This window comes from Barnesiella sp. CU968, from assembly GCF_905219685.1.
Lineage (GTDB): Bacteria > Bacteroidota > Bacteroidia > Bacteroidales > Muribaculaceae > Lepagella > Lepagella muris_A.
The window spans coordinates 1-22,299 of sequence record NZ_CAJMXD010000007.1; the positions used below are offsets into that span (position 1 = coordinate 1).

Annotated in this window: 18 protein-coding genes and 2 pseudogenes; 1 reads left to right on the forward strand and 19 read right to left on the reverse strand. The window is 43.9% G+C overall.

The window, feature by feature from the left end:
* The 11 genes and pseudogenes from JX312_RS00635 to JX312_RS00685 all read right to left on the reverse strand — a co-directional run bounded on the left by JX312_RS00635 (position 1) and on the right by JX312_RS00685 (position 7,935).
* On the reverse strand, positions 1–852 hold the full coding sequence (locus JX312_RS00635; protein WP_204456547.1) for an AbiJ-NTD4 domain-containing protein: 852 nt from the start codon (positions 850–852) through the stop codon (positions 1–3).
* On the reverse strand, positions 849–3,605 hold the full coding sequence (locus JX312_RS00640) for a DNA methyltransferase (RefSeq protein WP_204456548.1): 2,757 nt from the start codon (positions 3,603–3,605) through the stop codon (positions 849–851). The genes JX312_RS00635 and JX312_RS00640 overlap by 4 nt, the downstream gene beginning before the upstream one ends.
* A 4-nt stretch (positions 3,606–3,609) precedes the next feature.
* The gene (locus JX312_RS00645; protein WP_239653748.1) at positions 3,610–3,819 is read right to left on the reverse strand and encodes a hypothetical protein; all 210 of its coding nucleotides are present in this window, start codon (positions 3,817–3,819) and stop codon (positions 3,610–3,612) included.
* A gap of 8 nt (positions 3,820–3,827) precedes the next feature.
* A complete protein-coding gene (locus tag JX312_RS00650; protein ID WP_204456550.1) occupies positions 3,828–4,316 on the reverse strand; it encodes a DUF3990 domain-containing protein in 489 nt (162 codons plus the stop codon).
* Positions 4,313–4,537, reverse strand: a complete 225-nt coding sequence (locus JX312_RS00655) for a DUF3791 domain-containing protein (protein WP_204456551.1) — start codon at positions 4,535–4,537, stop codon at positions 4,313–4,315. Before JX312_RS00655 ends, JX312_RS00650 begins: the two co-directional genes overlap by 4 nt.
* A 2-nt stretch (positions 4,538–4,539) precedes the next feature.
* Positions 4,540–4,749: a helix-turn-helix transcriptional regulator gene (locus tag JX312_RS00660; RefSeq protein ID WP_204456552.1), complete on the reverse strand. Its 210-nt coding sequence runs from the start codon at positions 4,747–4,749 to the stop codon at positions 4,540–4,542.
* A gap of 171 nt (positions 4,750–4,920) precedes the next feature.
* Entirely contained in the window at positions 4,921–5,667 is a 747-nt protein-coding gene (locus JX312_RS00665) for a hypothetical protein (RefSeq protein ID WP_204456554.1), read from the reverse strand.
* A gap of 96 nt (positions 5,668–5,763) precedes the next feature.
* A pseudogene (locus JX312_RS00670) lies at positions 5,764–6,642 on the reverse strand (IS4 family transposase); the annotation flags it as partial.
* Positions 6,643–6,783: 141 nt separating this feature from the next.
* Entirely contained in the window at positions 6,784–7,302 is a 519-nt protein-coding gene (locus JX312_RS00675; RefSeq protein ID WP_123406141.1) for a DUF6155 family protein, read from the reverse strand.
* A gap of 106 nt (positions 7,303–7,408) precedes the next feature.
* Positions 7,409–7,717, reverse strand: a pseudogene (locus JX312_RS00680) (HipA N-terminal domain-containing protein); the annotation flags it as partial.
* Positions 7,718–7,734: 17 nt separating this feature from the next.
* Positions 7,735–7,935 carry a helix-turn-helix domain-containing protein gene (locus tag JX312_RS00685; RefSeq protein WP_123406145.1) on the reverse strand — a complete coding sequence of 67 codons (201 nt, stop codon included), beginning with the start codon at positions 7,933–7,935 and terminating at the stop codon, positions 7,735–7,737.
* 536 nt (positions 7,936–8,471) lie between these two features.
* Between JX312_RS00685 and JX312_RS00690 the strand changes: the two genes are divergently transcribed.
* Positions 8,472–9,596 (forward strand): hypothetical protein, encoded by a 1,125-nt coding sequence (locus JX312_RS00690; RefSeq protein WP_124030975.1) that lies wholly within the window; start codon positions 8,472–8,474, stop codon positions 9,594–9,596.
* A gap of 166 nt (positions 9,597–9,762) precedes the next feature.
* Here JX312_RS00690 and JX312_RS00695 read toward each other — a convergent pair whose 3' ends face one another.
* The 8 genes from JX312_RS00695 to JX312_RS00730 form a co-directional block, all read right to left on the reverse strand.
* Positions 9,763–10,794, reverse strand: coding sequence for an alcohol dehydrogenase (locus JX312_RS00695; RefSeq protein ID WP_204456556.1), 1,032 nt, complete (start codon positions 10,792–10,794; stop codon positions 9,763–9,765).
* Positions 10,795–11,175: 381 nt separating this feature from the next.
* Complete coding sequence (locus tag JX312_RS00700; RefSeq protein WP_204456558.1) at positions 11,176–12,207, reverse strand: virulence RhuM family protein; 1,032 nt, start codon at positions 12,205–12,207, stop codon at positions 11,176–11,178.
* 15 nt (positions 12,208–12,222) lie between these two features.
* Complete coding sequence (locus tag JX312_RS00705) at positions 12,223–13,281, reverse strand: Fic family protein (RefSeq protein ID WP_123406155.1); 1,059 nt, start codon at positions 13,279–13,281, stop codon at positions 12,223–12,225.
* Positions 13,282–13,312: 31 nt separating this feature from the next.
* Positions 13,313–15,007 (reverse strand): DEAD/DEAH box helicase, encoded by a 1,695-nt coding sequence (locus tag JX312_RS00710; protein WP_123406157.1) that lies wholly within the window; start codon positions 15,005–15,007, stop codon positions 13,313–13,315.
* Entirely contained in the window at positions 15,007–15,666 is a 660-nt protein-coding gene (locus tag JX312_RS00715; RefSeq protein ID WP_124096787.1) for a hypothetical protein, read from the reverse strand. Before JX312_RS00715 ends, JX312_RS00710 begins: the two co-directional genes overlap by 1 nt.
* A 4-nt stretch (positions 15,667–15,670) precedes the next feature.
* Positions 15,671–17,692 carry an AIPR family protein gene (locus tag JX312_RS00720; RefSeq protein ID WP_123406161.1) on the reverse strand — a complete coding sequence of 674 codons (2,022 nt, stop codon included), beginning with the start codon at positions 17,690–17,692 and terminating at the stop codon, positions 15,671–15,673.
* 31 nt (positions 17,693–17,723) lie between these two features.
* The gene (locus JX312_RS00725; RefSeq protein WP_123406163.1) at positions 17,724–19,928 is read right to left on the reverse strand and encodes an LlaJI family restriction endonuclease; all 2,205 of its coding nucleotides are present in this window, start codon (positions 19,926–19,928) and stop codon (positions 17,724–17,726) included.
* Complete coding sequence (locus JX312_RS00730; RefSeq protein WP_204456560.1) at positions 19,925–22,135, reverse strand: AAA family ATPase; 2,211 nt, start codon at positions 22,133–22,135, stop codon at positions 19,925–19,927. The genes JX312_RS00725 and JX312_RS00730 overlap by 4 nt, the downstream gene beginning before the upstream one ends.
* Positions 22,136–22,299 lie beyond the last annotated feature (164 nt).

The following is a 22,299-nucleotide window of genomic DNA, read 5'->3' on the forward strand; positions in this document are numbered from 1 at the left end:
TCATTTATGTTCTGAATTACAATATACTTTATTGAGATAATTTATAAAGGAGCAACTTGTAACAAGTACAAAGATTGCTTCGTTGATGGTCGGTTCATCACTTTGTTCCATCCAACCATGTCTTATCCCGGTATCCTTTTGGTTGGTATAATGATAAAGTTTCTCTATTGAGAGTTTTATCATTGGATGAATATCTCTCAACTTTTTAAATGCTTCATCAAGAGTACTAGCGTTTGTTATTTGGCGAGCGGTTACTTCAACTGCACTTATGGCTTCTTTTATTGCATTGCGTGTACTCAACTCCTGATTACTAGGAGATAGCAGTTTAAGGCTTTCTTGCAAATGAGTGACAGAATTAGCATCAGCTTCAGCCAAAGATTCCTGAATCACTGCCATTTCAGATGATGATGTGGTTTCTATAAAAACATCATTTATGATCCGATAAGCGTAGTTGTGTCTTTCAAACTCAGAATTAAGCCATAGTAAATGGCGGTCGAGAGCATTATTACAATTCATCACATAAACTGGAGTAAAACCTTTGTTAGTGTCGTTTATGTAAGAACGGATATAATTGATTAACCATTCCAAATGATCAATTCGTTCATACCAAGGATTTCTCTCATCTAAAATTAAGTCAGTTATGCTTGGCCCCATCTGATCAATACGTAGATTTAAAACTTTTAACCATAGTTCACCATGAAGATCACTATAATCGTAAGGAATGTATTGCTCATGAAATAAGTTCTGTATAAAGTTATATGTTGAATTTAAAATTGAGCCTGTTAAACTTTCTCTAATGAATACATTTTCAGGCTTGATATAACCGTATCTTTGAGAAAAGGGAATATTCATTTTTTTGTCATTTTGGCGTAGAGTTTGAAAAGGTGTTCGAGGCGTTCTTCATCGGAAGTGAACGGCTCGGGGCGGTATATGCGCTCCACGGCAAGGTCGAGCTGATGGTGCGCGTCGCGCAGTTCCTTCGGCATGGATTCCGGATTATACATTTCGCCGAGCGTCATGTCGAAGTTCTCGTCGCGAGTATTGAGGATGTTCTGCGCATGACGCTCCAGTTCCTCCTTCTCGGCTGTTGCCAGTTTCGGAAATGGGAAAGTATTATAGCAGAGCGTAGCTGAATATCTATAATCGGTTTTTAGTCTACCACCAACTGTACGAACCCAAAGATTGTGCATCCTTGAAGTCAACAATGCAAATAGCCACTTCTCTGCTCCATATACGGCAAAAGCCAGATTAGATATTACAGTATCTTTATCAACGTAACCTATTGGGATGTATATCCGTCGTTCAGAAGAAACGGAAGGTATAATTACTTTCCCCTTGCTATCTTCATTAATAACATAATGCTCTCTGAATTGATGAGGGCGGTTAGCTAATGATGCCCCGTCTTTACTCTCGTTTAGGCGAAAATCTTTCGTTGCGGCTATTCTTTCTCTTAAAAGAGGGATGTTTTCTGCTTCTTCTCGTTTATCATCATCAATCCAAAGACAATATCTACGTATGTCGTTAAGAAATTCATGCGAACCCATAATTCGCTTGATAAATATGTCCGATTCGGGATATTTTTCAAGCAAAGAATTTTTTTCAGACTCACTTAGTAAAAGATGCCCATTGTCATAAGGCATACAACCGAATTCAGCTTTAGGTAACCCGTGGGGTATATTATATGTTTTAGCGACAATTACATTGTCAGAGGCAGACAAATAAGGGTTGATGTTGTCAACTTTATATGCTTTATTCTCTTGCTCATTAAACAAGAGTTTCTGAATATTGTTTTTATTTCCAACGCCAATGATAGCAACAGTTACTGCCGCATTGTATTTGGCATTGTTACTCCACTTAAAAGAGGTCCTTGCATAGAATATTTCAAGTCCAAGGTCAAAGATAGGCTTCCACAGCATTGCAACTTGCTCGCCTTGACTGATTGAATTCGTTGTAACAAAAGCATACTTTGCTTTTGACTCTTTAATGTATTTTGCGCCCTTCCAAAACCAAGCAGCTATATAATCTACGCCTTTTTTATCTTTCACATCAGAAAGAGCTACTTTCATATCATCTTTCTGTATCGCCTCTTGAAGTTTACTACCAAGATATGGCGGATTGCCCATGATGTAGACTTCTTCTTCGGGAGTATGGGGGCATACGGTATTCCAGTCGAGGCGACAGGCGTTGCCGCAGACGATATGACCGGATTGCTTTAACGGCAAGGTTTCGGGGAGGACGAAGAGTTCTTCCTGAAACTTGACGTTCATCTGATGTTCGGCGAGCCACATGGAGAGCGTTGCGGTCTCGGCAGCATACTCGTCGAGCTCGATGCCGTAGAACTGCGTAAGAGTGATGTTTGGGAATGGCAGCAATGCCATCCCGGTAATCTCACGCATCGCTTTCCAGATGCGGATTTCAAGCTCGCGCAGTCGCTTATAGGTGATGATAAGGAAGTTGCCGCTACCGCAGGCAGGGTCAAAGAATTTGATGTTTGACAGGTGGTTTAGCAGATTGCGCAAGCGTTGAGAAGCACGGTCGTTGTTCGCTTTCTTTGACATTTTTTCGCGGGCCTCGGCGCAAGCAGCCTCAAATTCTTCTTCGAGTGCATCGAGGAATAGCGGACGTATCACTTTCTCGATATTCGGCACCGATGTGTAGTGCATACCGAGACCTGCGCGGTGTTCAGGGGTAACGACCGCCTGAATCATCGAGCCGAATATGTCGGGGTTAATTTCGCGCCAGTTGTATTCACCGCAGTTGAGAATCAGAGTGCGGGCACGGCGAGAAAGCACGGGGATGGGATAACGGTCGTGGAACAGACCGCCGTTGACGTATGGGAATACTTCGTAGAGCTTCGGCAAAGTGGAAAGCACTGCAGAGTCATTGGTCGACATGGCAAGGAAAGCACGGTCGATAAACTCTCCGAGGTCAGAGCCGTCCTCTTTGGTGTGAGTACGGAGCGTGTTGGTGAAGAGATTGTCTTCGGGGAAAAGGCCGGTATCCTCAGCAAAGAAACAGAAAAGCAGACGCGACATAAACACGTTGAGCGCATGAACGGTCTGAGGGTCGCGGATATCATTGTAGCGGCGAATATCATCAAAGAGCTTCGCCATCAACTCGGCTGACTTAACGTCGGCCTCGGCTTCCGCTGTGAACTGAATTTTTTCAATACCGGCAAGCGGTGTGAAAAATTCAAAGTCTTTCCACAGAAGGTCAATGCGGTTCTCGTACCAGTCGTTTTCCTTGGGGTCGTATGCCACAACAAAAACGCCGTTGCTTGTGATGTAAAGTCGTGGAGAGTGCTTGGCAATCTTCGCATCATCGCGCATGGCGTTGATAACATCGTACATCTTAGAGCAATCGCCGTCGAGAGTATTGACAACGGCTTCGCGATAAGCGACAAGATTCTTGATAAGGACTGTCTCGCCATCTTTAGCAAGATTGCCGGGGCCGTCCTTGGTACGGCGTATCTGACCGTCGCCATATCCGGCGAAGATGCGCAGGAGGTCATAAATGAACTCCGACGCCGAAGTGCCGTGCTGACCAAGATGCTCCAAAGCATCGGTAGCCTGCACCTGTGAGTATGATTTGGTTTTCTTTGCCATAATTTTATGCGACTTTGCCGGTTTCGATTTCGGATTTGAGGAATTGGAAGATATATACTGCGCCTTGGTAGTATAGGCCGCATTCCGGGTCGTTTAGCTTGGCGAAAGTGGTTGATGAATATAGTTCGTCGAGGGCGCGGTGTATGTCCCAGCCATATTCCGCCATAAGCATCTCGGCAAGTTCTGCCGCAAGGCATTCTATTTGAAACTGCATGTCTTGTGTCATAATTCGATGCGTTTTAAGAGTTGTATGGCTTTGGGTGTGCCGAAAAAGTATTGTACAGCATGGTCGCCCTTGAATCTCAGTTCTTCGACCAATGCAGATGCCGACAGATAGCCCATTATGAAACGGCGAATCTGAACGCCAACAGTATCGTCGGCAATAGGCCCGATAACAATGTCGTAGGGATGAGCCGGAACATCGGAGTTGTTCTTGCGGTTCATCACCACAAATTCCGCCCATTCTTCGGAATAATCAGGAAAAATCTTTATGTTAAGCCCGTTCCTTTTCGCTTCGTCTTCATCAAACTCAAAGCACGATAAAGTAGCGACCCCTTCGCTGAGAAATCGAGTTGTCCGGACTGCCATTTCCATGGCTTGATCCGGATTGGCATTGAGATAGAAGCCTTGCCCGAAATCTTTGCCACGTTTACTGCGCGAAAGGTCAATATGCTCAATGGCTACGTTTGACCCGTGATAGAGGCGTATCATATCTTGCCTCCTTCCCGTTGGCAAATGACCTGAAGGTCGGAGACAGCATCGTCAATGGAGAGGGTGTGTTCGGCGGCATAGCAATCAAGAAGGAAATCTATGCCCGTGAAACGGCGCAGATATGCGTAGGCCTGCATGTTGGAGAGCTGATGCCTCTGTGCGAAAGCTCCGACACATGCCACTACATATTCAATTCTGTCAAATATTTCTTTCTTGTCCATGACTATGCTTTATTGCTTACGATTAAGTCCTTGACATCAATATCAAGTAATTCTGAAATCCTCACAAGCGTATCAAGAGAGGGCTGCATTTTATTGGAGCACCATCGGGAGACGGTAGCTTCATTTTTACCGACTTGCTTGGCAAGCCATTTGCCGGTTTTACCGTTCTCAACTAACGCAATCTTTATCCTGTTTATCTTCTGTGATTCCATATCACTTGTTTTGCTTACTGATTACAATTCTTTGATGTTAAACGCAAAGTTACATATAAAATCTGAGATTACAATCAAAACAAGGATAAATTTTGCAGCTACCGACAATGATGTCAGACAATTATAGACAAAACGCCGCCGAGAGGGTTGTGGCTCTCGGCGGCGTTGGAATTAATCTTCGGATGGGTTGAAGTAGAGGAAAGTCTTGTCGAAATCTCCTTTTTGCTCCCAGTAGCGGATTACGTCTTTGATGCTGTCCTGCTCATGGGTCGTTCCTGTGAAGAAATCCTTTTCGTGATTCAATAGGAGTTGAAGTTCTTTTTCGCTCTTGTAGAGTGTACGCTCTCTGCGGTAGAGCCATTCGGTTTCGATAAGTCGGCTGTTCTGATTCAACAGATAAAAGAATCCATAACCGAAACCTCCGGCGGCGAGAAGTAGAACCGCAAAGATGGTATAGACCCAATGTGGGGTTGCACGCCACCATTGCCCCCAGATTATCGACTGAGCTTTGTAGCGCATGTCGTTCACTACGTCATAGAGCTTTCTTCGCTCATACGCAAACTCCCTGCGGAATCCTTCATAAAGAGCGTCCTTGACCTTATCTCCCAGATTGTCAGACAGCACATCCGCAACTCCTTTCGACAGGCTACCCGGCAGTTGCTCCATGACTTTTTTGAGTGTGCCATCGGTTGAGGTTGCCGATAGTTTCTCATCAATCAGTTTGCCGATGCTTTCATTGGTCGCTATATTGTCGGGCAATTTCACCGTTATCGGCCCTTGATTGACTGCTTGTGTCGGCGGTGTTGCCTTCGCCTTGGTTTCGAGGGTCTCGATGCGAGTGCCGTGGTTGGTAACAGTCTTTTGCAGGTCGTCAATCTGCACTTCTTGTTTCTTGACGTCATCATATAGCTTTGACATATTTAGATTTATTACTGTTCGCTAAACTATAAAAAGGTGAGTCCAACTTCCTGCATGCCAGAAGTTGGGCTTACTTTTTGTATATGACAAGCCCCCTCAGCAGTTTTCAGTATCTTTAGGTGGTGATTCTGCTGCTTCGACAAGCATGATTTTCAGGTCTGCATCAGGCTGATTGAGGAACTTTTCGAGATTTAGGTAATACATCAGAATAATTCTGACGATTGTAGCCAGTCCAGAGAAGCTCCAACGCCTTTGCAAGGTGCTTTGTAAGACCGAGAGCAGCAGATTTGCTATGAGTGTTACCCATATCTGGATCTTTATGGCATTGGCGCTTTCGCCGTAGAAGTATCTCAGTGGGAAGTTTTGCTTTATCTGCTTGAAAAGCGACTCAATCTGCCACCGGCGGCGGTATATTGCCACGATTGTCTGCAATTGCATGTCGAAGTCGTTGGTCAGAAGCGATATAAGCTTAGGTTTCTTGCCTTTCTTGATGTCAACGTATGTGATAATCCTGGCAATGTGGTTGATGCCGTTTTTACGGAACACCACTACTTGCTCACGGTACTCCATATGCCCCTGCGAATTCTGATACATGCAGTCCACAAGAATCTCGTAGCTGAGGTTTTTCTTCACTTTGGTGACATATACCACGCCTCTGTCTGTAAGTTCCTCAAATTTGGCATAGTTGATATATGCGCGGTCAAGTGCCACTATATCATTATGGCTGTAATGACTCGGAGCAAGAATGAATGAATCGTTTGTCGCTGCCGAAGTGAACTGCACATCGCAGGGAACGCCCTCGTTGGCGTGTATTACAGAGTGCACCTTGATACCCCCTTTCTTCTTGCCGGTCTTGGGATGTCGTCCGACTCCCTTGAAAATAGCATTGGAGAACAGCGTGATGGTTGTGGAATCAATGATTCTAAGCTGTTTTATCCACTCTTCCGTGCCGTTGCGTCGGCTGTCCGAGGAAATTGCTACTTTTGCTCATGGTTATAATGGTTTGTTTGGCGACACCAAAGTAACCATAAAGGGCTGACTCCTGCAAATGGAATCAGCCCTATTTTTTCAATCGCTCAAAAAATGTTTAGCGGACAGTAATTAAAAAGAATTCAATCAGTCTTCAGCATATTCGTAGTAGATGTCCCACAATGTATCGGGAAAGCCATAGCCACAACATTCCACTGATTTAATCATACGTTGCATACGGAGACTGTAATCTGACATCAATCCATTGGAAGATATGAATTTGACTGCTTTGTTGAAATTGTTTTCAAGAGCGGTGTAAAAAGGTTCGTCGTAATCGCCATATTGAGCAGTCAGGCTACATCCTTGCTCTACATAATAGAGCATCAAATCTGCAATAGCATGAGGATCTGGTATAAGTTTCTTGAACGCGGTTATCAGTTTATTGCATTCTCTGAAACTTGGATCTTTAGGCCAATCATTCCGTCCGTAGAATTGGCTGCGGATTGCTTTCTTGTACTTTTCAAGTTCTGTATCGCTATTGGGCTCTATATAGAATTCAAGCCATGCGTTTGCTTCCTTGCTCGCGTCGTATAACTGGAGCATAATATCAACTACCTGTTCTTTTGAAAGAGTCGATAACAGTTTCTTTAATTTAGCTTTAGACATTTCATTACGGTTTTATTAGGTGAGATTATTCGGATATTCTGTTGAAGCGGCTTATCCGTTCGTTTACGATGCGGACGTAGTTGCGTTTCATCTTCTCGGAAAGATTTCAATCATTTTTTATCCTCCTTACATTTACGGCTCCTATGAAATCTCTGTCTGCCATCGCTTCAAGTAGTCCGAAAAAGTCATTTTCGTCAATCTTCAGGACGCGGCATATAACGCGACGGTTGGCTCCCTCAGGAAGCATATTTGAGAAAAATGGAAATAGATGTTCGGAACTATATGCTGTGACTTTCTTTGGTAAAGTTGCCGATATAGGTGGCATGGCAGATTTGAGATATTCCTCATCATATTGGAAAGAATACCCGGTTCCGGGATGCTGTTCTGAAAGAATCCCTGCCTTTATATCATTGAAATAAACTTCAAGCTATTTCATACTGTCTGCCTTATGCGATATTCAATCTCAATGCCGAGTACATCAAGAATTTTCTTCACGGTGCTAAGTGCAGGATTACCCTTGCCTCGCTCAATGTCCTTGATCGTGGCAAGCCCGACTTGCGCCATCTCCGCAAGGTCCTGTTGGGTCAGAGAAAGGATTTCCCTACGCTGTTTCATTATATCCATCAGTTCCATAGTCTGACATAATAAACTTTTTTCGCAAAATAAGGAGAATTTCTGAAACAGCCAAACGAAAGTATAATAAATCATACTTTCGACCATTCTATTATAGTTGGTATTGAAATTGGTCGAATAAAGTATAGTATATCATACTTCTGTCGCTTGTGAAAAATTTATTTGGTGGATTTGTGAAAAAGTATTAACTTTGCGGCCACAAAAAAGAAACAAATGGCAAGACAGCATTGTAACATACTAATCATCAAAGGTATTCAAAGCTTAAAAGGCTTTGAACGCAATGCATGTGTGCTTATGCCGTCAACAACAGGCACATCATATTACAGAGCTGTCCGACCGTTTCGTTTCAGTAACCCAACTGACATAAGTTAGTCTACAAATACAGACTACTGAGATATAACGACTGTCGGAAAGTCCTTACCAAGCTTCCCGACAGTCGTTTTTTTGTGTCCAAACCGATATAACCTTCTCCATCGCGATTAGCTGCGGACACACATTTCAATAATCGCGTCTTATGACGCATAACTCGAATGAAAATGAAGTTTAATGATCAAAAGAAATTATATCGCCAAAATGCTCTGACTCAGTCAGACATCCTCTACCTCCTCGACAGTCGCGGTCTTGATGTGACCGTCGTTTCGGGGAAGTGTGCTGATATCATACGCAGCATACATGGCTCGATGAGTCGTCTGGCTCCTATGGGCGATGATGAGAGGAGAAGTCTTTGGTTTGAGGTCAAGGGTAAAAGATGGGAGTGGTATAGGTTGTCGGTATCAACCTATAAGGATCGCCATTATCTCTATATCACCGGAGACACTTATGACCATCATGTATTTTGTGACAAGGATGATTGTAATTCCCGCCATTGTTTCTATGAGGATGAACTCGTCGGAATATTCTCAAAAATCGAGAAGTATGTTGCCGGACTCGTTGACAACATCTTGTCTGCGCCCGAACAATATAATTCGTATGTTGAGAAATATTTGAGTTACTACCGGAGAGAAGGGTTGATAAAGAGGTCAGTCCTGAACTCTTTGATTCCTGACAATAGCTATGACGGAATCGATATACTTCGGGTAATTAACATATATGAGAATCAGGTCGAGCCTACTCTGTTCTCTGAGATGACCATCAGACGATATATGCACTATTGGCGTATAGCATACGAAGCTGTATATGGCAAGATGTCGGGAGATGATATCGAAGTCTTCAGGCATTCAAGCAAAGGGCATGAGACAAGAGAATATAATCTTGATTCTGAGGATGATTTCAGAAGATGGAAGTCCGATGTCTCACCTTATCACGGCTTTGATGTGGTGTATGCGAGAGTTCACCTGTACCCTACTTATACCAATGGTCAATGGCATTTTTATGTCGGCACCGGTAGCTATTGGAATCTTGATGATTGCTTCCGAGCTGTCATAGGATTGTCTGATGCCGGAATCTCGGTTGAATTGGGAGAAGTCGATCATATTCTCGGAATCTTGAAGGAAACCGACTACGTAGAGATTACCCCTTATGCGTATCGATATATGCAGGGCGATGACATCGGTAGCCAGATGAAACTCCCTTATGCGGACGAAGTCGGCAAGGTTGTTATCAAGGAAATAGTCGAAAACACTAAATGGAATAAGCTTGAGAAGGTAAGTCCTCTCGCTTAACAACTTAACAATAAGGAAATATGAAAATACAATACGCATCTGACCTCCACTTGGAGTTTCATGAAAACAGCCGTTGGCTGAAAGAGAATCCGCTTATAACTGTCGGCGATGTTCTGATAATTGTGCATCTGATTTGAACTTCTTTCAGTTCAAATCGGATGCCGTCTCAATCCGGATAAATGGCGGTTTTGATAACACCGTCCACTCGCCTTGAGAATAAGTCGTAGGCTTCTTGAATGCGGCTTAGGGGAAAGCGGTGGGTTATCAGATGGGTGGTGTCAATCCTACCTTCGGAGATGAGCTGCATGATTTTGTCGCAGTCGCAGGCATCGACGCCGCCTGTCTTGAACGTAAGGTTCTTGCCATACATCCACGGCAGTGGCAATATCTGTTCGTTCTCGTAGAGGGCTACAATCGTGACGATGGCATTAGGTCGGGCACATCGCCATGCGAGTTCAAAAGTATCTTCACCTCCGGCAACCTCAATCACGCGGTCGGCACCACAACCATCAGTAATCGATTTGAGAAAATCAAGGCATTTTGTCGGCTCTATTACCTTGACATTTGGATAATGCTGGCGCACGAAATGCCGGCGGCTCTTGTCAGACTCGCAAACGACTATATTATGTGGCTGATACAGCTGCACACATTCCAGCGTGCATAAACCGGTCGGTCCTGCACCAATAATCAGCACGGTATCTTCCTCGAAAATTTCGGAAATTTTGGCAGCCCAATAGCCCGTGGCAAGAATGTCGCCGACAAACAGAGCCTGTTCGTCGCTCACGTTGTCGGGAATCGGAGTAAGGCCATTATCGGCATACGGCACACGGACATATTCCGCCTGACCGCCATCAATGCGGCAGCCCAACATCCAACCGCCCGACGTGCAGTTGTTAACATAACCCCGCCGGCAATAGAAGCACTCGCCGCAGAACGTCTCCACATTCACGGCAACCCTGTCTCCCGGCTTAACCTTGGCAACTTCCGAACCGACCGCCTCAACGACACCAACTAATTCATGCCCAACGGTAATGCCGATCTCTGCCTTAGGCACAGCCCCATGCAGAATATGAAGGTCCGATGAACAGATACTCGAAAGAGTCANCCTCACCACGGCATCCTTTGGGTTCAAAATCTCCGGTTTCGGTTTCTCAATCAGCTCAAACCGTCCCGGCTTCGTATATGTCAATGCTTTCATTCTAACTTTCTTCTATTCCTCTTTTTATCAAGTTCTGCATACAAAGCCGGACGGAGTTTACGGTTGTAATCCTCTATCTCTTTTATCTTCGGAGAATCGGGTGGTAAAATCTCATAACCTCCATCAAGCAAGTTTTGGGATTCATCATATAAATTATCCCCATAATGCTCCCTTAATCTTTGACTCACTTCATCACGAGAAATCTCGCCTTTGACATTACTGATTACCAAATCAAGCAAATATGCGGACACCTTCAGTTCTGCCGCATCTTGCAGGCCAATACTGACAAGCCACGCATCCGCTTGTNCTCTTATCATTGGANTATCGCTGTGCGATAGCTCAACAAGCTCCTGATATTTAGCTTTGTATGTCATGGAATTGTTATTCTATGTCTAAAGGGATAAGATTGTTGTTATTGAAGCGGTCGAAGTCGGACTGGAAGAGCTTGTCCTGGATTATGCGGTATTTCTCAAACTCCGATTCTGCAAAGCTTTTGGCAAATTCAGCGGTGATTTTGCCGGCATCGGTCAGAACGGCATCGCCGGACGCTTCAAGAATTATGTCGATTCGTTTCGCCCAGTCCTCCATTGTCATGGGTATATGGCGTTGAGCCATACGCTCTGCCATATCAAGCACGGCATTGACAAGCCGTCCCATGTCGGCAAGTTCCACCTCTTTGAGATAGTTCTTGGCGATACTTACGTCAGGCTTTACAATCTTCCCGTCAGGAGCATTCTCCCATGTCGTGAGACCCATGTGTTCCTTCTCGGCGTTGGCTCGTTCCACTATAAGCTCGGCGGCTGTATGACCATGAACAGCATAGTGCATCTTGTTCTGAACCTTCTTGAAGAACACTCGGGTGGTTGGCGCATCTCGGTTGTAGTCGATGGCGGTAGCGTAAATGTCCGTCAGCTTCTGATAGAACCGCCGTTCACTGAGGCGAATCTCCCGGATCTCAGCCAACAAATGCTCGAAATAGTCCTCTCCGATAAACGAACCGTTTTCCATCCGTTTCTTGTCAATCACATATCCTCGGATGGCAAACTGCCGCAAAATGAACGTACACCACTGCCTGAACTGCGTGGCACGGGTGCTGTTCACCCGATAACCAACCGATATAATAGCATCAAGATTATAGAATTTCAGCGAGCGGTCAACCTGACGCTCGCCCTCGGTTTGAACTACCGAGAAATTCTCGGTAGTTGCCTCCTGCCTCAACTCCCCGGTCTCGTATATATTCTTCAGATGCAGTCCTATGTTGTCAGAAGAGCAGTCAAACAACTGCGCCATAGCCTTCTGCGTACACCATACAGATTCGTCATGGTATATCACCTGCACACCTGACTCCTTCCCCTCAATTTGGAAGATCAGAAACTCCGTCGTGCTATTTCGTATCTCAAATTTCTTTGACATAAAAATCTCAATTCATTATTTTGCCAATATTTCCCACCAGCCGTTGCGACGACCGTTGCGACGGACAATGATTCCTTTCTCGACGAGGTTAGAGGTAATGCGCTTGACTGTAGAAGCTGATTTCTTTATGGATTTAGCAATCTCAGTCTGGGTGATTTGGGGATTTTCTTCAATAACCTTTATTACAGCTAACTCTTCCAAAGTACAATTCAAAGTATCAAATTGAGACTTTGGGATAGTCGAAGTGATACCTTGGCCTGTTGAAGTTGGAAGGGATGCTACGACAAGCATGTCACGGTTGCGTAGTTCATTCTTTTCGCCGAGAATGACATTGCGGAGGAATCGCTCCACGAACTCTGTTGTAGGCGAGATATTGAGCCCTTTATAAGACGCTCTGACGAGAGCATTGCGAAAATACCATGAATGTTCCTTGAACATATCGTTGGTTGCCTGAATACCCATCGAGCGGAGATACTTTATGAGGAATACCGCAGTTGTGCGAGTGTTTCCCTCCCGGAAAGGATGGATTTGCCATAGGTCCGCAATGAACTGAGACAGATGCCTGATAATCTCCGCCATTGGACGATTAGAATAGTCAAACTCTTTCTCCCGAGACAGGTCATATTCTATAGCTTCGCGTAAGTCGATAGCCGGCTGGTAGCTTACTGAGGCATTTCCTCCAAGTACCCATTCCTTTTTACTGAGTTCGACCTTTCGCAGCTGTCCGGCAAACTTGAATACACCATCAAAGATACGCCGATGAATAGATGTAAGCCCAACTAAAGAGAATGCGAATGACGGTTCATTGAGAATCTTTGCGATGTTGACGGAAGCTTTGTCTCCTTCTTCATCCACAGCATCATGTCCGGATTTTGTCTCATAGTAAGCCTTGATGCGATCTCGAACGTCATCAATGGTAATGTCACCCTCTATATGCTGACGCGCAGTATCAAGCAGATAGGTCGATACCTTCAACCCATCCACATCCTGAAGACCTATTGCAGTCTGCCAAGCATCAGCCTTTTCCTTCTGTCCCGGCTCACCGTGGACTATATACTCGTCAAATTCGCTCATTTTCAATTGTATGTATTAGTATTCATAACGATTATATATTTTGCTGAGGTTTAATTTTAGAGATTAATTCGAGGACATTAAAAAGAGGAAGCTCCTTATCGGGTGCTGTCCCAGATAACTCTGCAAGCGAATCTAAACACATCAATGAGGCTGATGGTAATCTCAGTCTGAGGGCAATAAAGTCGAAAATTGTCTTTAGTTTTATATCCTTTGACAAGATATCAAAATTATGTACGGGATTATCCGTGAATGTAAAAGATCCCTTTTCATAGTCAAATTCATAGACGCATTTCCCAACTGAGTCGGTTCTTTTGCCACGTTTCATTACAAAAGGAAATATCTTAAATTTTTCCTTATGCCCGACAACAAGATAGTAATCGCTAAGGGCAAAATCCCGGGCAATCAACCGGCTTGACTTAATTGACTCAATATTGGAGGAATCATGGGAAGCCGTTTCATCAAAGGCCCCCCGGATAATTATCATTTGCTCATTGTCCTCGTCAAATTTAGACTCGTCGAATACGTAATATGAAGTATCGTCTTGCTTAATGTGTGATTTCTTGGATGGTTCAGATTCAACGTCATCCTTTCCGACAAAATGATGTTTCCATTTTCGGTCCGCATCAGGGAGCCCGAAATAGTTGTAGAGTCCCACATTGTCAAGGATGATTGTTTTTTCTTTACCGTCCGCGATTCTGAGTCCGCGACCAACTTGTTGGAGGAAAAGTGCCAAGGATTTCGTCGGACGAGCCAGCTGGATGAAATTAACATCCGGACAATCAAAGCCTTCAGTGAAAATATCAACATTGACGAGGACATTTATCTCACCGGCTTTGAAACAGGCGATTAAGTTCTCGCGCTCATCTTTAGGCGTGTCACAGTCTATTGCAACTGCGGCGACACCATGTCTGCAATAGAGTTCTGCAATATTGGCAGCGTGCTTCTTGTTAATGGCATAAATAATGCCCTTTTTTCCGGACGCAAAGCGCTGGTAAGATTCAAACAACTTCGAGCGGATGCGTTGGTTATTGAAGGTGTTATCCATGTCTTCATTGGAAAAATCTCCGGTAGAAGCTATTTCCGAATTGTTGACAAGTCTCTGAATTTCCGAGTCTGGCTTGATGGAGACATAATCAAAATCTGCAAGCAAATGATTGTTTATAAACCAGGAAATCTGAGGCGACAAGATTATTGTCTGATACAGCTTTAGAAAAGACTCATGATTAAGTCGCCATGGTGTGGCAGTTACTCCCAGTTTTTTTGCAGCAGGGAAAAGATTGAATAAATCGACGTAAGTTTTTGCTAATGAATGATGAGCCTCGTCAACAATAATGAAATCGAATTTCTGACGCTGAATATTATAATAGTTTTTGTCTGTCAGCAAAGACATTACACTACCGACTTGAACACGATGCCAGAACGTCTGTTCACGTGAGCCTTGAATAAAGCCGTGCGGTATGCCGAAGCGGCTGAGAGTGGCAGAAATTTGTTCTAAAAGTTCATTGCGGTGGGCGACAATCAGAATGTTAATTTCTTCCCTCTCTTTTTTATAAGCCACGATAATATCATTGATAAGCGACGTAAATAAATATGTTTTACCTGTTCCTGTCGGCATTTGAAGCATAACGGAGTCATAAGTTTCCCACGCATCAAAAATCTTGGCTTTAGCCTCAATTTGATGCGTTCTAAGGGAATCGTTATGTTTCTCTATGCTCGAAATTTTCATTAAATCAGACTTACTTCAATATTGACATGCATGTACATGGCTACTATTTTAAGCAATTTCGCCATGTCCTTGGCCGTAGTTGGGACTGTAATCCAAAGAGCTGTATCGACCTGTACCTGATTATCAAAACGCTTGTATCGGGTTATCAGCGGGTAGCCGCGCCAGTCAATTTCCTTTCGGCAAATATCTTCGGCACCGATGTGCCAGATGGTCTCAAGAAATGTATCTGTCGACTTCTCGTTACCGATAAATTCACCGTCGGGCAATTTTACAAGAAGCTTCATTTTTGAGCGCGTAGATTGCCCTTTATAGGGGTTGTCTTCAGTCTCAAAGTCAGAGCCAATTTCAATTTTCAAATTTAATCCGAGTAGTGTGCTGATAGCCTTGACTTGTATATACTTGGTGTCCGTATTTGATTGAGTGTTGAGAAACCATCCGTCACAAACAGGTTTCATATAGCCCTTGAATTTGGGGTTATCTTCTTGCGACAGCAATGGATAGTGAGCCATTTCAAGGGTTATTTCAGGAAAACGTTGCGAGCCAATCTCCTTAAGTACGTCTATCATGACGGACGTGGCATTGTTGTAACAGATTACTTTGCCGGAGGGGAAAGTAACCCGCAACGTTTTTTTCGCACTTCTTTTGCGTTCTGTTGCCATGATATTATCCAATGTAGCCAAGTTCCTTCGCCTTTGCGACAATCTTCAAGGCGAACTGTGCCTGTTTCAGTGAGCTCATCGACCGGTTGCGAGAGCGCATCGTGCCAAAATTGAAAGCGGCTTTTCTTTCAAGAGGACTAAGTAGATTCCTTGTTTTGGCCCAGTTAGCAAGTCCAAACCAAAAGTTTGGATCGAATTCGTCAGCCTCTTTTATACGAGAACGTTGTGTCTCATTAAGAGAACTGCCATCCTCGTTTGTTTCGGGCTGCATAAGGTCATCCCCGAAGCGCTCGTAGTCTTCGAGTTTTAGTTTCAGCCTGTTCCAGCATTCCGGTTTCTTTGACCATTCATTAATGTTGGATGACTGGGCACCCGAAGCAGAACTGCCGGTAAGATGGTTCCATACGAGAGGTATCAGTTCTTCAATCTTATCCACTACCTCCTGCTGTACCCGCTGGTTCTCCCAAATATATGTTAAGTCGAGAGACTTATTTGAAAGGAAGGAGATTGCCGCCATAATATAGGCGTTCATGTTGGCTTTATAGCCACCAAGCTTCTTTGAGCGAACTATTGAATCAATGGTCGTGAAGAGGATTGCCTTTGCGATGAGATGTTTGAAGTAGGCTGTCGTAACGAGAGTTCCGTCGCGTTTTACATCCGCCACGAACAACGTGTAATTCTTCTCGGCTCCACGACATACGTTGTACGGCTGCATATTCCAAGCAACCATATATTTGGCAATATCTGTTTTTGTGATTTTCTGCGACTTTGGATACTCACGTTTGAATGCTTTTTCATTGAAGCCGCTGAGTTGCGCGAGCTGATCGAGGTACTGACCGCGTGTGCGCTCAAAGTACCATTTGCAGACTGGCTTGTTGTTGCCATTGGGAACCCACTCTGAACGGCTGAACTTTTCAAGGTCAATGAGGTAAGGCTCATTGGCCGAGAAGTCAGAGTTCTTGATTGCGGTCTGACTGTTTGAGGTTGTCGAGATTGCTTTGACAATCGTCTCACGATTGTCTTCATCAAGAATAACGCTGATTTTCATCGGCACGAAAACCTTTGACAGGTCCACATCGCGGTCAGAAAGAGATGCTGCGATTGAAGCGGTTGTCTGGCCTCCGTTGACAATCTGCCAGTCATAGAGACGGGTTATATAAAGCACTCCGTCGATTTCCTTAAATTCTATCTCCGTTGCAGTGGTAGAGATACCATTGTTGTATGAGAAGAACATATCCGGTTCTTCGCGCAGTGTCTTGCGTATTCCACGGTTTACCTTACCCTTGAACTGAAGGAATGTACGAACATTCTTTTCAAGGAGGACCTGCTGGTATTTTTTATAAATATTAGCGAGAGTGATGCCAGGAATAATTGCCATATATGCATCTACATACGGATTTTCCTCGCTCATCTTTAGGCACTGGAGCTCGGTATTGTATTCGGTAGGGAAGTCGATTTCTACTTTCTCTTTCCCGGCGCGTATATTATGCTGCTGATATACACGCTGCATATCCCAAATATTATACTCGATGATATATTCGTTGTCTTCGGACTCTACCGAAGATATTTCTGCCGATGGGTCGGTCAGACCATCGGTGATAACATAGAGGCGAAGCTGATTGATATTGCCTTTGGTACTCTGAATAAGTCTTGCGACCTCGACAATCTCATCATTTTCTTCAATTCCGGGGGTGCGCAAGAGCGAACCGTCCATCGCTTCACGGAAGAATGCAGACAGATAGTTGAAGCCCTGGTGAACTTTTGAGTTGTTGATTTTGCCAAGAAGCGTGTCGGCCTTGATGAAGTAAAAAAGATCCAGCGACTCGGCTTCGGAATTGAAGTCATAGGCCGTTATCCTGGCCCGCGTTTTTTTGAAGGCACAGATTTCAGGCACATTGACTTCACCATTATCCTCAAGATATTCGAGGATACTGCTCGCGAGTTCAAGGTCGAGGTCATTGCCGCTGTTTTCAACAGCGATCGCGGCGCTTTCTTTGAACTCCTGGGCAAATTCTTTGAGATCCATGGTGAAAGAAATTTATGATTGATGTTATATTTTATACGGAAAGATCATCGAGAGTTGAGTATTGGGCATCGTATCGTTCCTTCTGTGATGCAAAGGGTTTATTCTGACAGTTGAGCATTGATGAATCAAACTCATTTTTCATATCAATACTGAGGAGGGCATAGAGGAATACGGTATCTTCTCCCGTATCACGCGGTGTGGGGTTTTGCACAGAGAGATAATACCCTTTGGGTATTAGCGATTTCGGAACGAAACGCACATCTTCTATAAGACGAAAGAGATGCTGACCTTCTGGCTTACGAGTATGGAACAGTACCGACCCGATAGAAGCGGCGTTATTGATAAGCTCCATCCCGTCAGCTGTGTAATGGACAGGGACGGCAAGTTTACCGGAATTGTAAAATTTAAGAGACTTCGCCTCGTAATTCTCCATCATCACCATAAATACACCATTCTTGCTAAGCGACGGCTGGACGGATAAGACACTGGAATACTTTGGCAGCTCGGTAGTCGGATCTTTTCCAAGTGTGTAATCTACGATGTCAAAATACTCTGAAAGTTGTGATCTTAGGGAGGCATTCTCTTTCGCGTAACGCTCGTTGTTATCAAGGGCAAGCGCATAAATATGTTCTTTGCCAAAAGGACGGTAGACTTTTCCTAAAACATCCTGAAAATGCGATTTTATGTATTCTGGAGCCACTACTCCCGGTTTGGCTTGCATGGCGTAAAAATTGTATTTGTCCTCGAGTACCTGCCGGATCTTATCGCGGAAGATATTGCGCACCTTGTCACGCCAGCCTCGCTTTTGCGCGGCATTATTGCGCCCGTAAAGTGATACAACGTAAAGGAAGTTTACATCGTAGTGAGTGATAAGGAGTGTATCGCGGTCGAATAGACGGTTTCGGAACTGTTGTGAGGTAAATGTCTGTGCTGATTTCTTTGTCACCTCAATGGAATCTCCATATGAAAGGTTATCGGGAACTGTTGCACTGATGAAGAAATTGGGTATTACATTGTAACCCTCTGTGATTTCATCTCGAAGGCAGAAGTCAGTTTCGAGGTCGCGGTCCTCCGCATCATCTCCGAAGAAAAGATTTAGGTTCCATGAAATAACATTTCGTGCGTAGGTGTATTGTTTAGCCACTGACTCTTCGGTGATTCTATTCTTCTGCTTGTAATATTTGGAGTCACCAATGTAATACACACGTTTCTTCTCTTCATCCGATGCCGTCAGGCTATCCCATATAAATAAGTGGTCTACCTCCTTGCCGTCAGCTTGTTTTTTGTTCAGGCGGTCAGGCAAAGCGTGGTCGCCAATAAGCTCATCGATAATCGCCTCAAAAACGATATTGAAGTTTTTGACGAGTAGAAATTCGTTGAGCTGTGCATTGATTTTTACCTGCTTCGATTGCTCAAAGAAAGCATAGCACAGTTCCCACAAACGAAGAGCTTTATCGGAGAAATATTTATACTTGATCTTACGGAGACGACGCACACCGAATCCCTTGTTCAGATACATTTCAAATCGCTTGCCGGTGATTAGGTCGTAGTTGAAGTTTATCTCAACCGGGAAACCATATTCCTTTTTGATGTAATGGAGTATAGAGAAGAATATGACAAGCAACTCTTCGTCAAAGTTCACCTCGCGCCGTTTGGTGACGGGATTGATATACACAGGCTGACTGTCTTGAATTACAACTTGCGATTTGTTGATGGTTCTACTCCAGTTGATTTTGTTAAAACCACGATGTATATTCTTTAGGATAAAGAGAAACCAATCGCTATTCTCTTTATTAAACTCAATGAGTGAGAGGATGATATCAAGGAATGTATTGCTTGTGCGACGCTTGCTCTTTCCAACCTTTATCGCGCTTTGTTTGCGGACGATGGTGTGATCAATGTTATGGCTGCGGCAATAGTTGTAGTAGACGGCTATTGCACGGTAAATCCATACCGACAAGCCGTAGATAAACTGACGCTCTCCTTGCGAGAGTGGATTACCGGTATCTGTTAGGTTGATTATATCTTCAGGGTTATAATGATTGAAAACCTTATCCTGCTGATTAAGAACAACCTTTGGAAGGATGAATACTGCCGTGCCCTTGGATGCAAAATAGTAGTAGCCAACGTAGTTCACGGAGGCTACACCGTTCACCACGTCGAGTTCATCGACATTGGGGAATAGCTCTTGCAACAGTCCTATTGGGTACGGATACCCCTCAATCAGCAGTTTCATTTATGCTCAATTTTCAGACCGAGATCAAGTTCTGAACTAAGGAATTCTAATGCGGGATAATAAGGATAAGTATCAGGTCCGCATAGAACGTACCATTCATTATCTGCTTTCACGTAATTACGCGCAGAATCGGTCGTGGTAACTGGCTTTTTTGTAACTCGAGGAAGTGTATACTTCTTCTTATCAAAGGCTCCCTCAACCTTTTCAAGTCCGATTTCGATAAGCGAGTTGATATATATGCTTCGTTGCGTTCCGGTGTTGAATGTTTTGCCGTTTTTGGGGAAGGTGACTGAAAGCTTGGGATTGATAGTCCCAGCCGGGACATTATCATCTTCATCATCTTTCACAGTGGAAGAATCAAAAGGGATACTAAAGTATTTGGCAAGCTCTTTAACTTGCTGAATTTCGCCTCTATGCCATTGATTGCTTACAACAAAAGTAGTGCTGTCGTTAGCAATAATCGGAGTCTTGTTCCAACGGTTTTCCTTCTCGTATGAGTCGGGATTATCAATGGATTTGACAACATCATCGCGATCAGCAAATATTTCATCTACTGCGTCGAAAATGGCTTCTGATGTATTCGATTTTGCAGCTTCGCTAAGTATTTCAAATACTGCATCAGTGATATACCGCATCTTCTTACCATTGACTGTTAGTTCATCTAGTACGTCTGTATAATTCGAGGACTCGGGCTGAAGACCGAGGTTTGAAACGAAACGTTCTATTCTGTCTTCTTCAGCATTTCCGGCTTCGTCAAAATACGATGCAAATGACATAGTTCCCCCATTCTCGTCTTTGAAGAAGTCCTCGTCAAGACCAAAGTCCTTAAATACGTCATTGTAGAGATAGAACAGGACTTTTGAGAGAAGTACTTTTGGCGTAATGATTTTGCCATTGGCCTTTGCAAAGAAGTAGCCGAGCTTCTTATCCTCCTGTTGAATCTCGCCGCCCTCGATGCGCTCATTGATAGATGAGATGAAGTCCCACCAATCGTATGTATTGCCGTTTGAGAAAACGATTTTGAAGTTTTCACCAGCATCCTTGATCTTGATATAGTTCCAATCCCAGCGACGTTTGAAGGCAGAGTCAATGGGGAAGAGCGACTGGTCGCTCGTGTTCATTGTAGCCCAAATATACATATTGTTGGGTAACAGCAGACACTCACCGTTCTTAACCATGCCGACGACATCCTTACCGCCTTTGTAAAGTGCATTGATTGCATTATGTTTAGGTATGTTGAACCCATTAAGAATCTCTTTAAGTTCCTGCGCGAGATCATCGTCAGCCACAATGGGATAGTCGGAGAAGCCGGCTGCGTTGCGATCGAGCAATTGGAATATGTCGCCGAAGATTTGTGCGCAGTTACCTCGATTGATTTCTTCGACAATGAGGAATACCGGCTTCGGCTCAACGTTCTGCTGCTCACGCCAAGCGGCAACATAAGCCTTAAGGAATGCCTGCATTACATAGCGGTAAACAATACGACTTTCCTTGACGGCTTTCCCATTTTCATAGACAATGTGCCCAGCCATATCGCGCACATCGGTTTTGACAGTGATAGGCTTATATGACCCGACAAACGAAGCGTAATCAGTATCAGGATGAAACGTCGTACGGTAATTCTCGTAAGTAGAACACATCTGCTCTATGGTGTGTGATTTGCCGGTACCGGGGGCTCCATAGAAGATTTGCTGGAGTGATTCTGCTATGGGCTTTAAGGTTTCGTTCTTTTCGTTGTTGAAATTATCGAAAAAACTTTGTTTATCAGATCTGTCCATTCGATATATTATTGGGGTTGGGTCTATGTCTGTTATATTTAGTTTGCCTTCTGAAGAAAATGTCAGAATGCGAGAATAGTTGTTGATGTAATTGCGGATTATGTCATCATTATTCTTTGCTTCTTCTTTGAAACATGCGAGGCAGGCATCATGATAATTGCAATTCGGATGTGCCTTCACATATTCATATAGCGTTCTCAAGAAGAACGTGGGACACTCAATGTCGTTAAATCCTTTTTTACTGATATACGGATTCGGTATATAGTACCGTGGAAGCCAATGGTACAGATATTTTTCAGCTTCTTCTGTAGTTATATCATGATCAAACCGTGGATGGAAATATCCGTCCTCGGATTCATAATACAGTCCCAGTTGACACGCCAGTTGATATGGCGTCCTAAAAAAGTCGCCATCCCATTGTGTTGACATAATATCCCTAAAACGGTCTGAGGACATTACTTCATGCGGCATTGAGTTCACTAATTCCACCACAGTTTTAGGGGTGCCATTTCTCCATCGACAAATTATATCAGCCATAAGATTGTCGTTATTCAATTATACCATATTGTGTAATGTCCATTTGCTTAAGAATG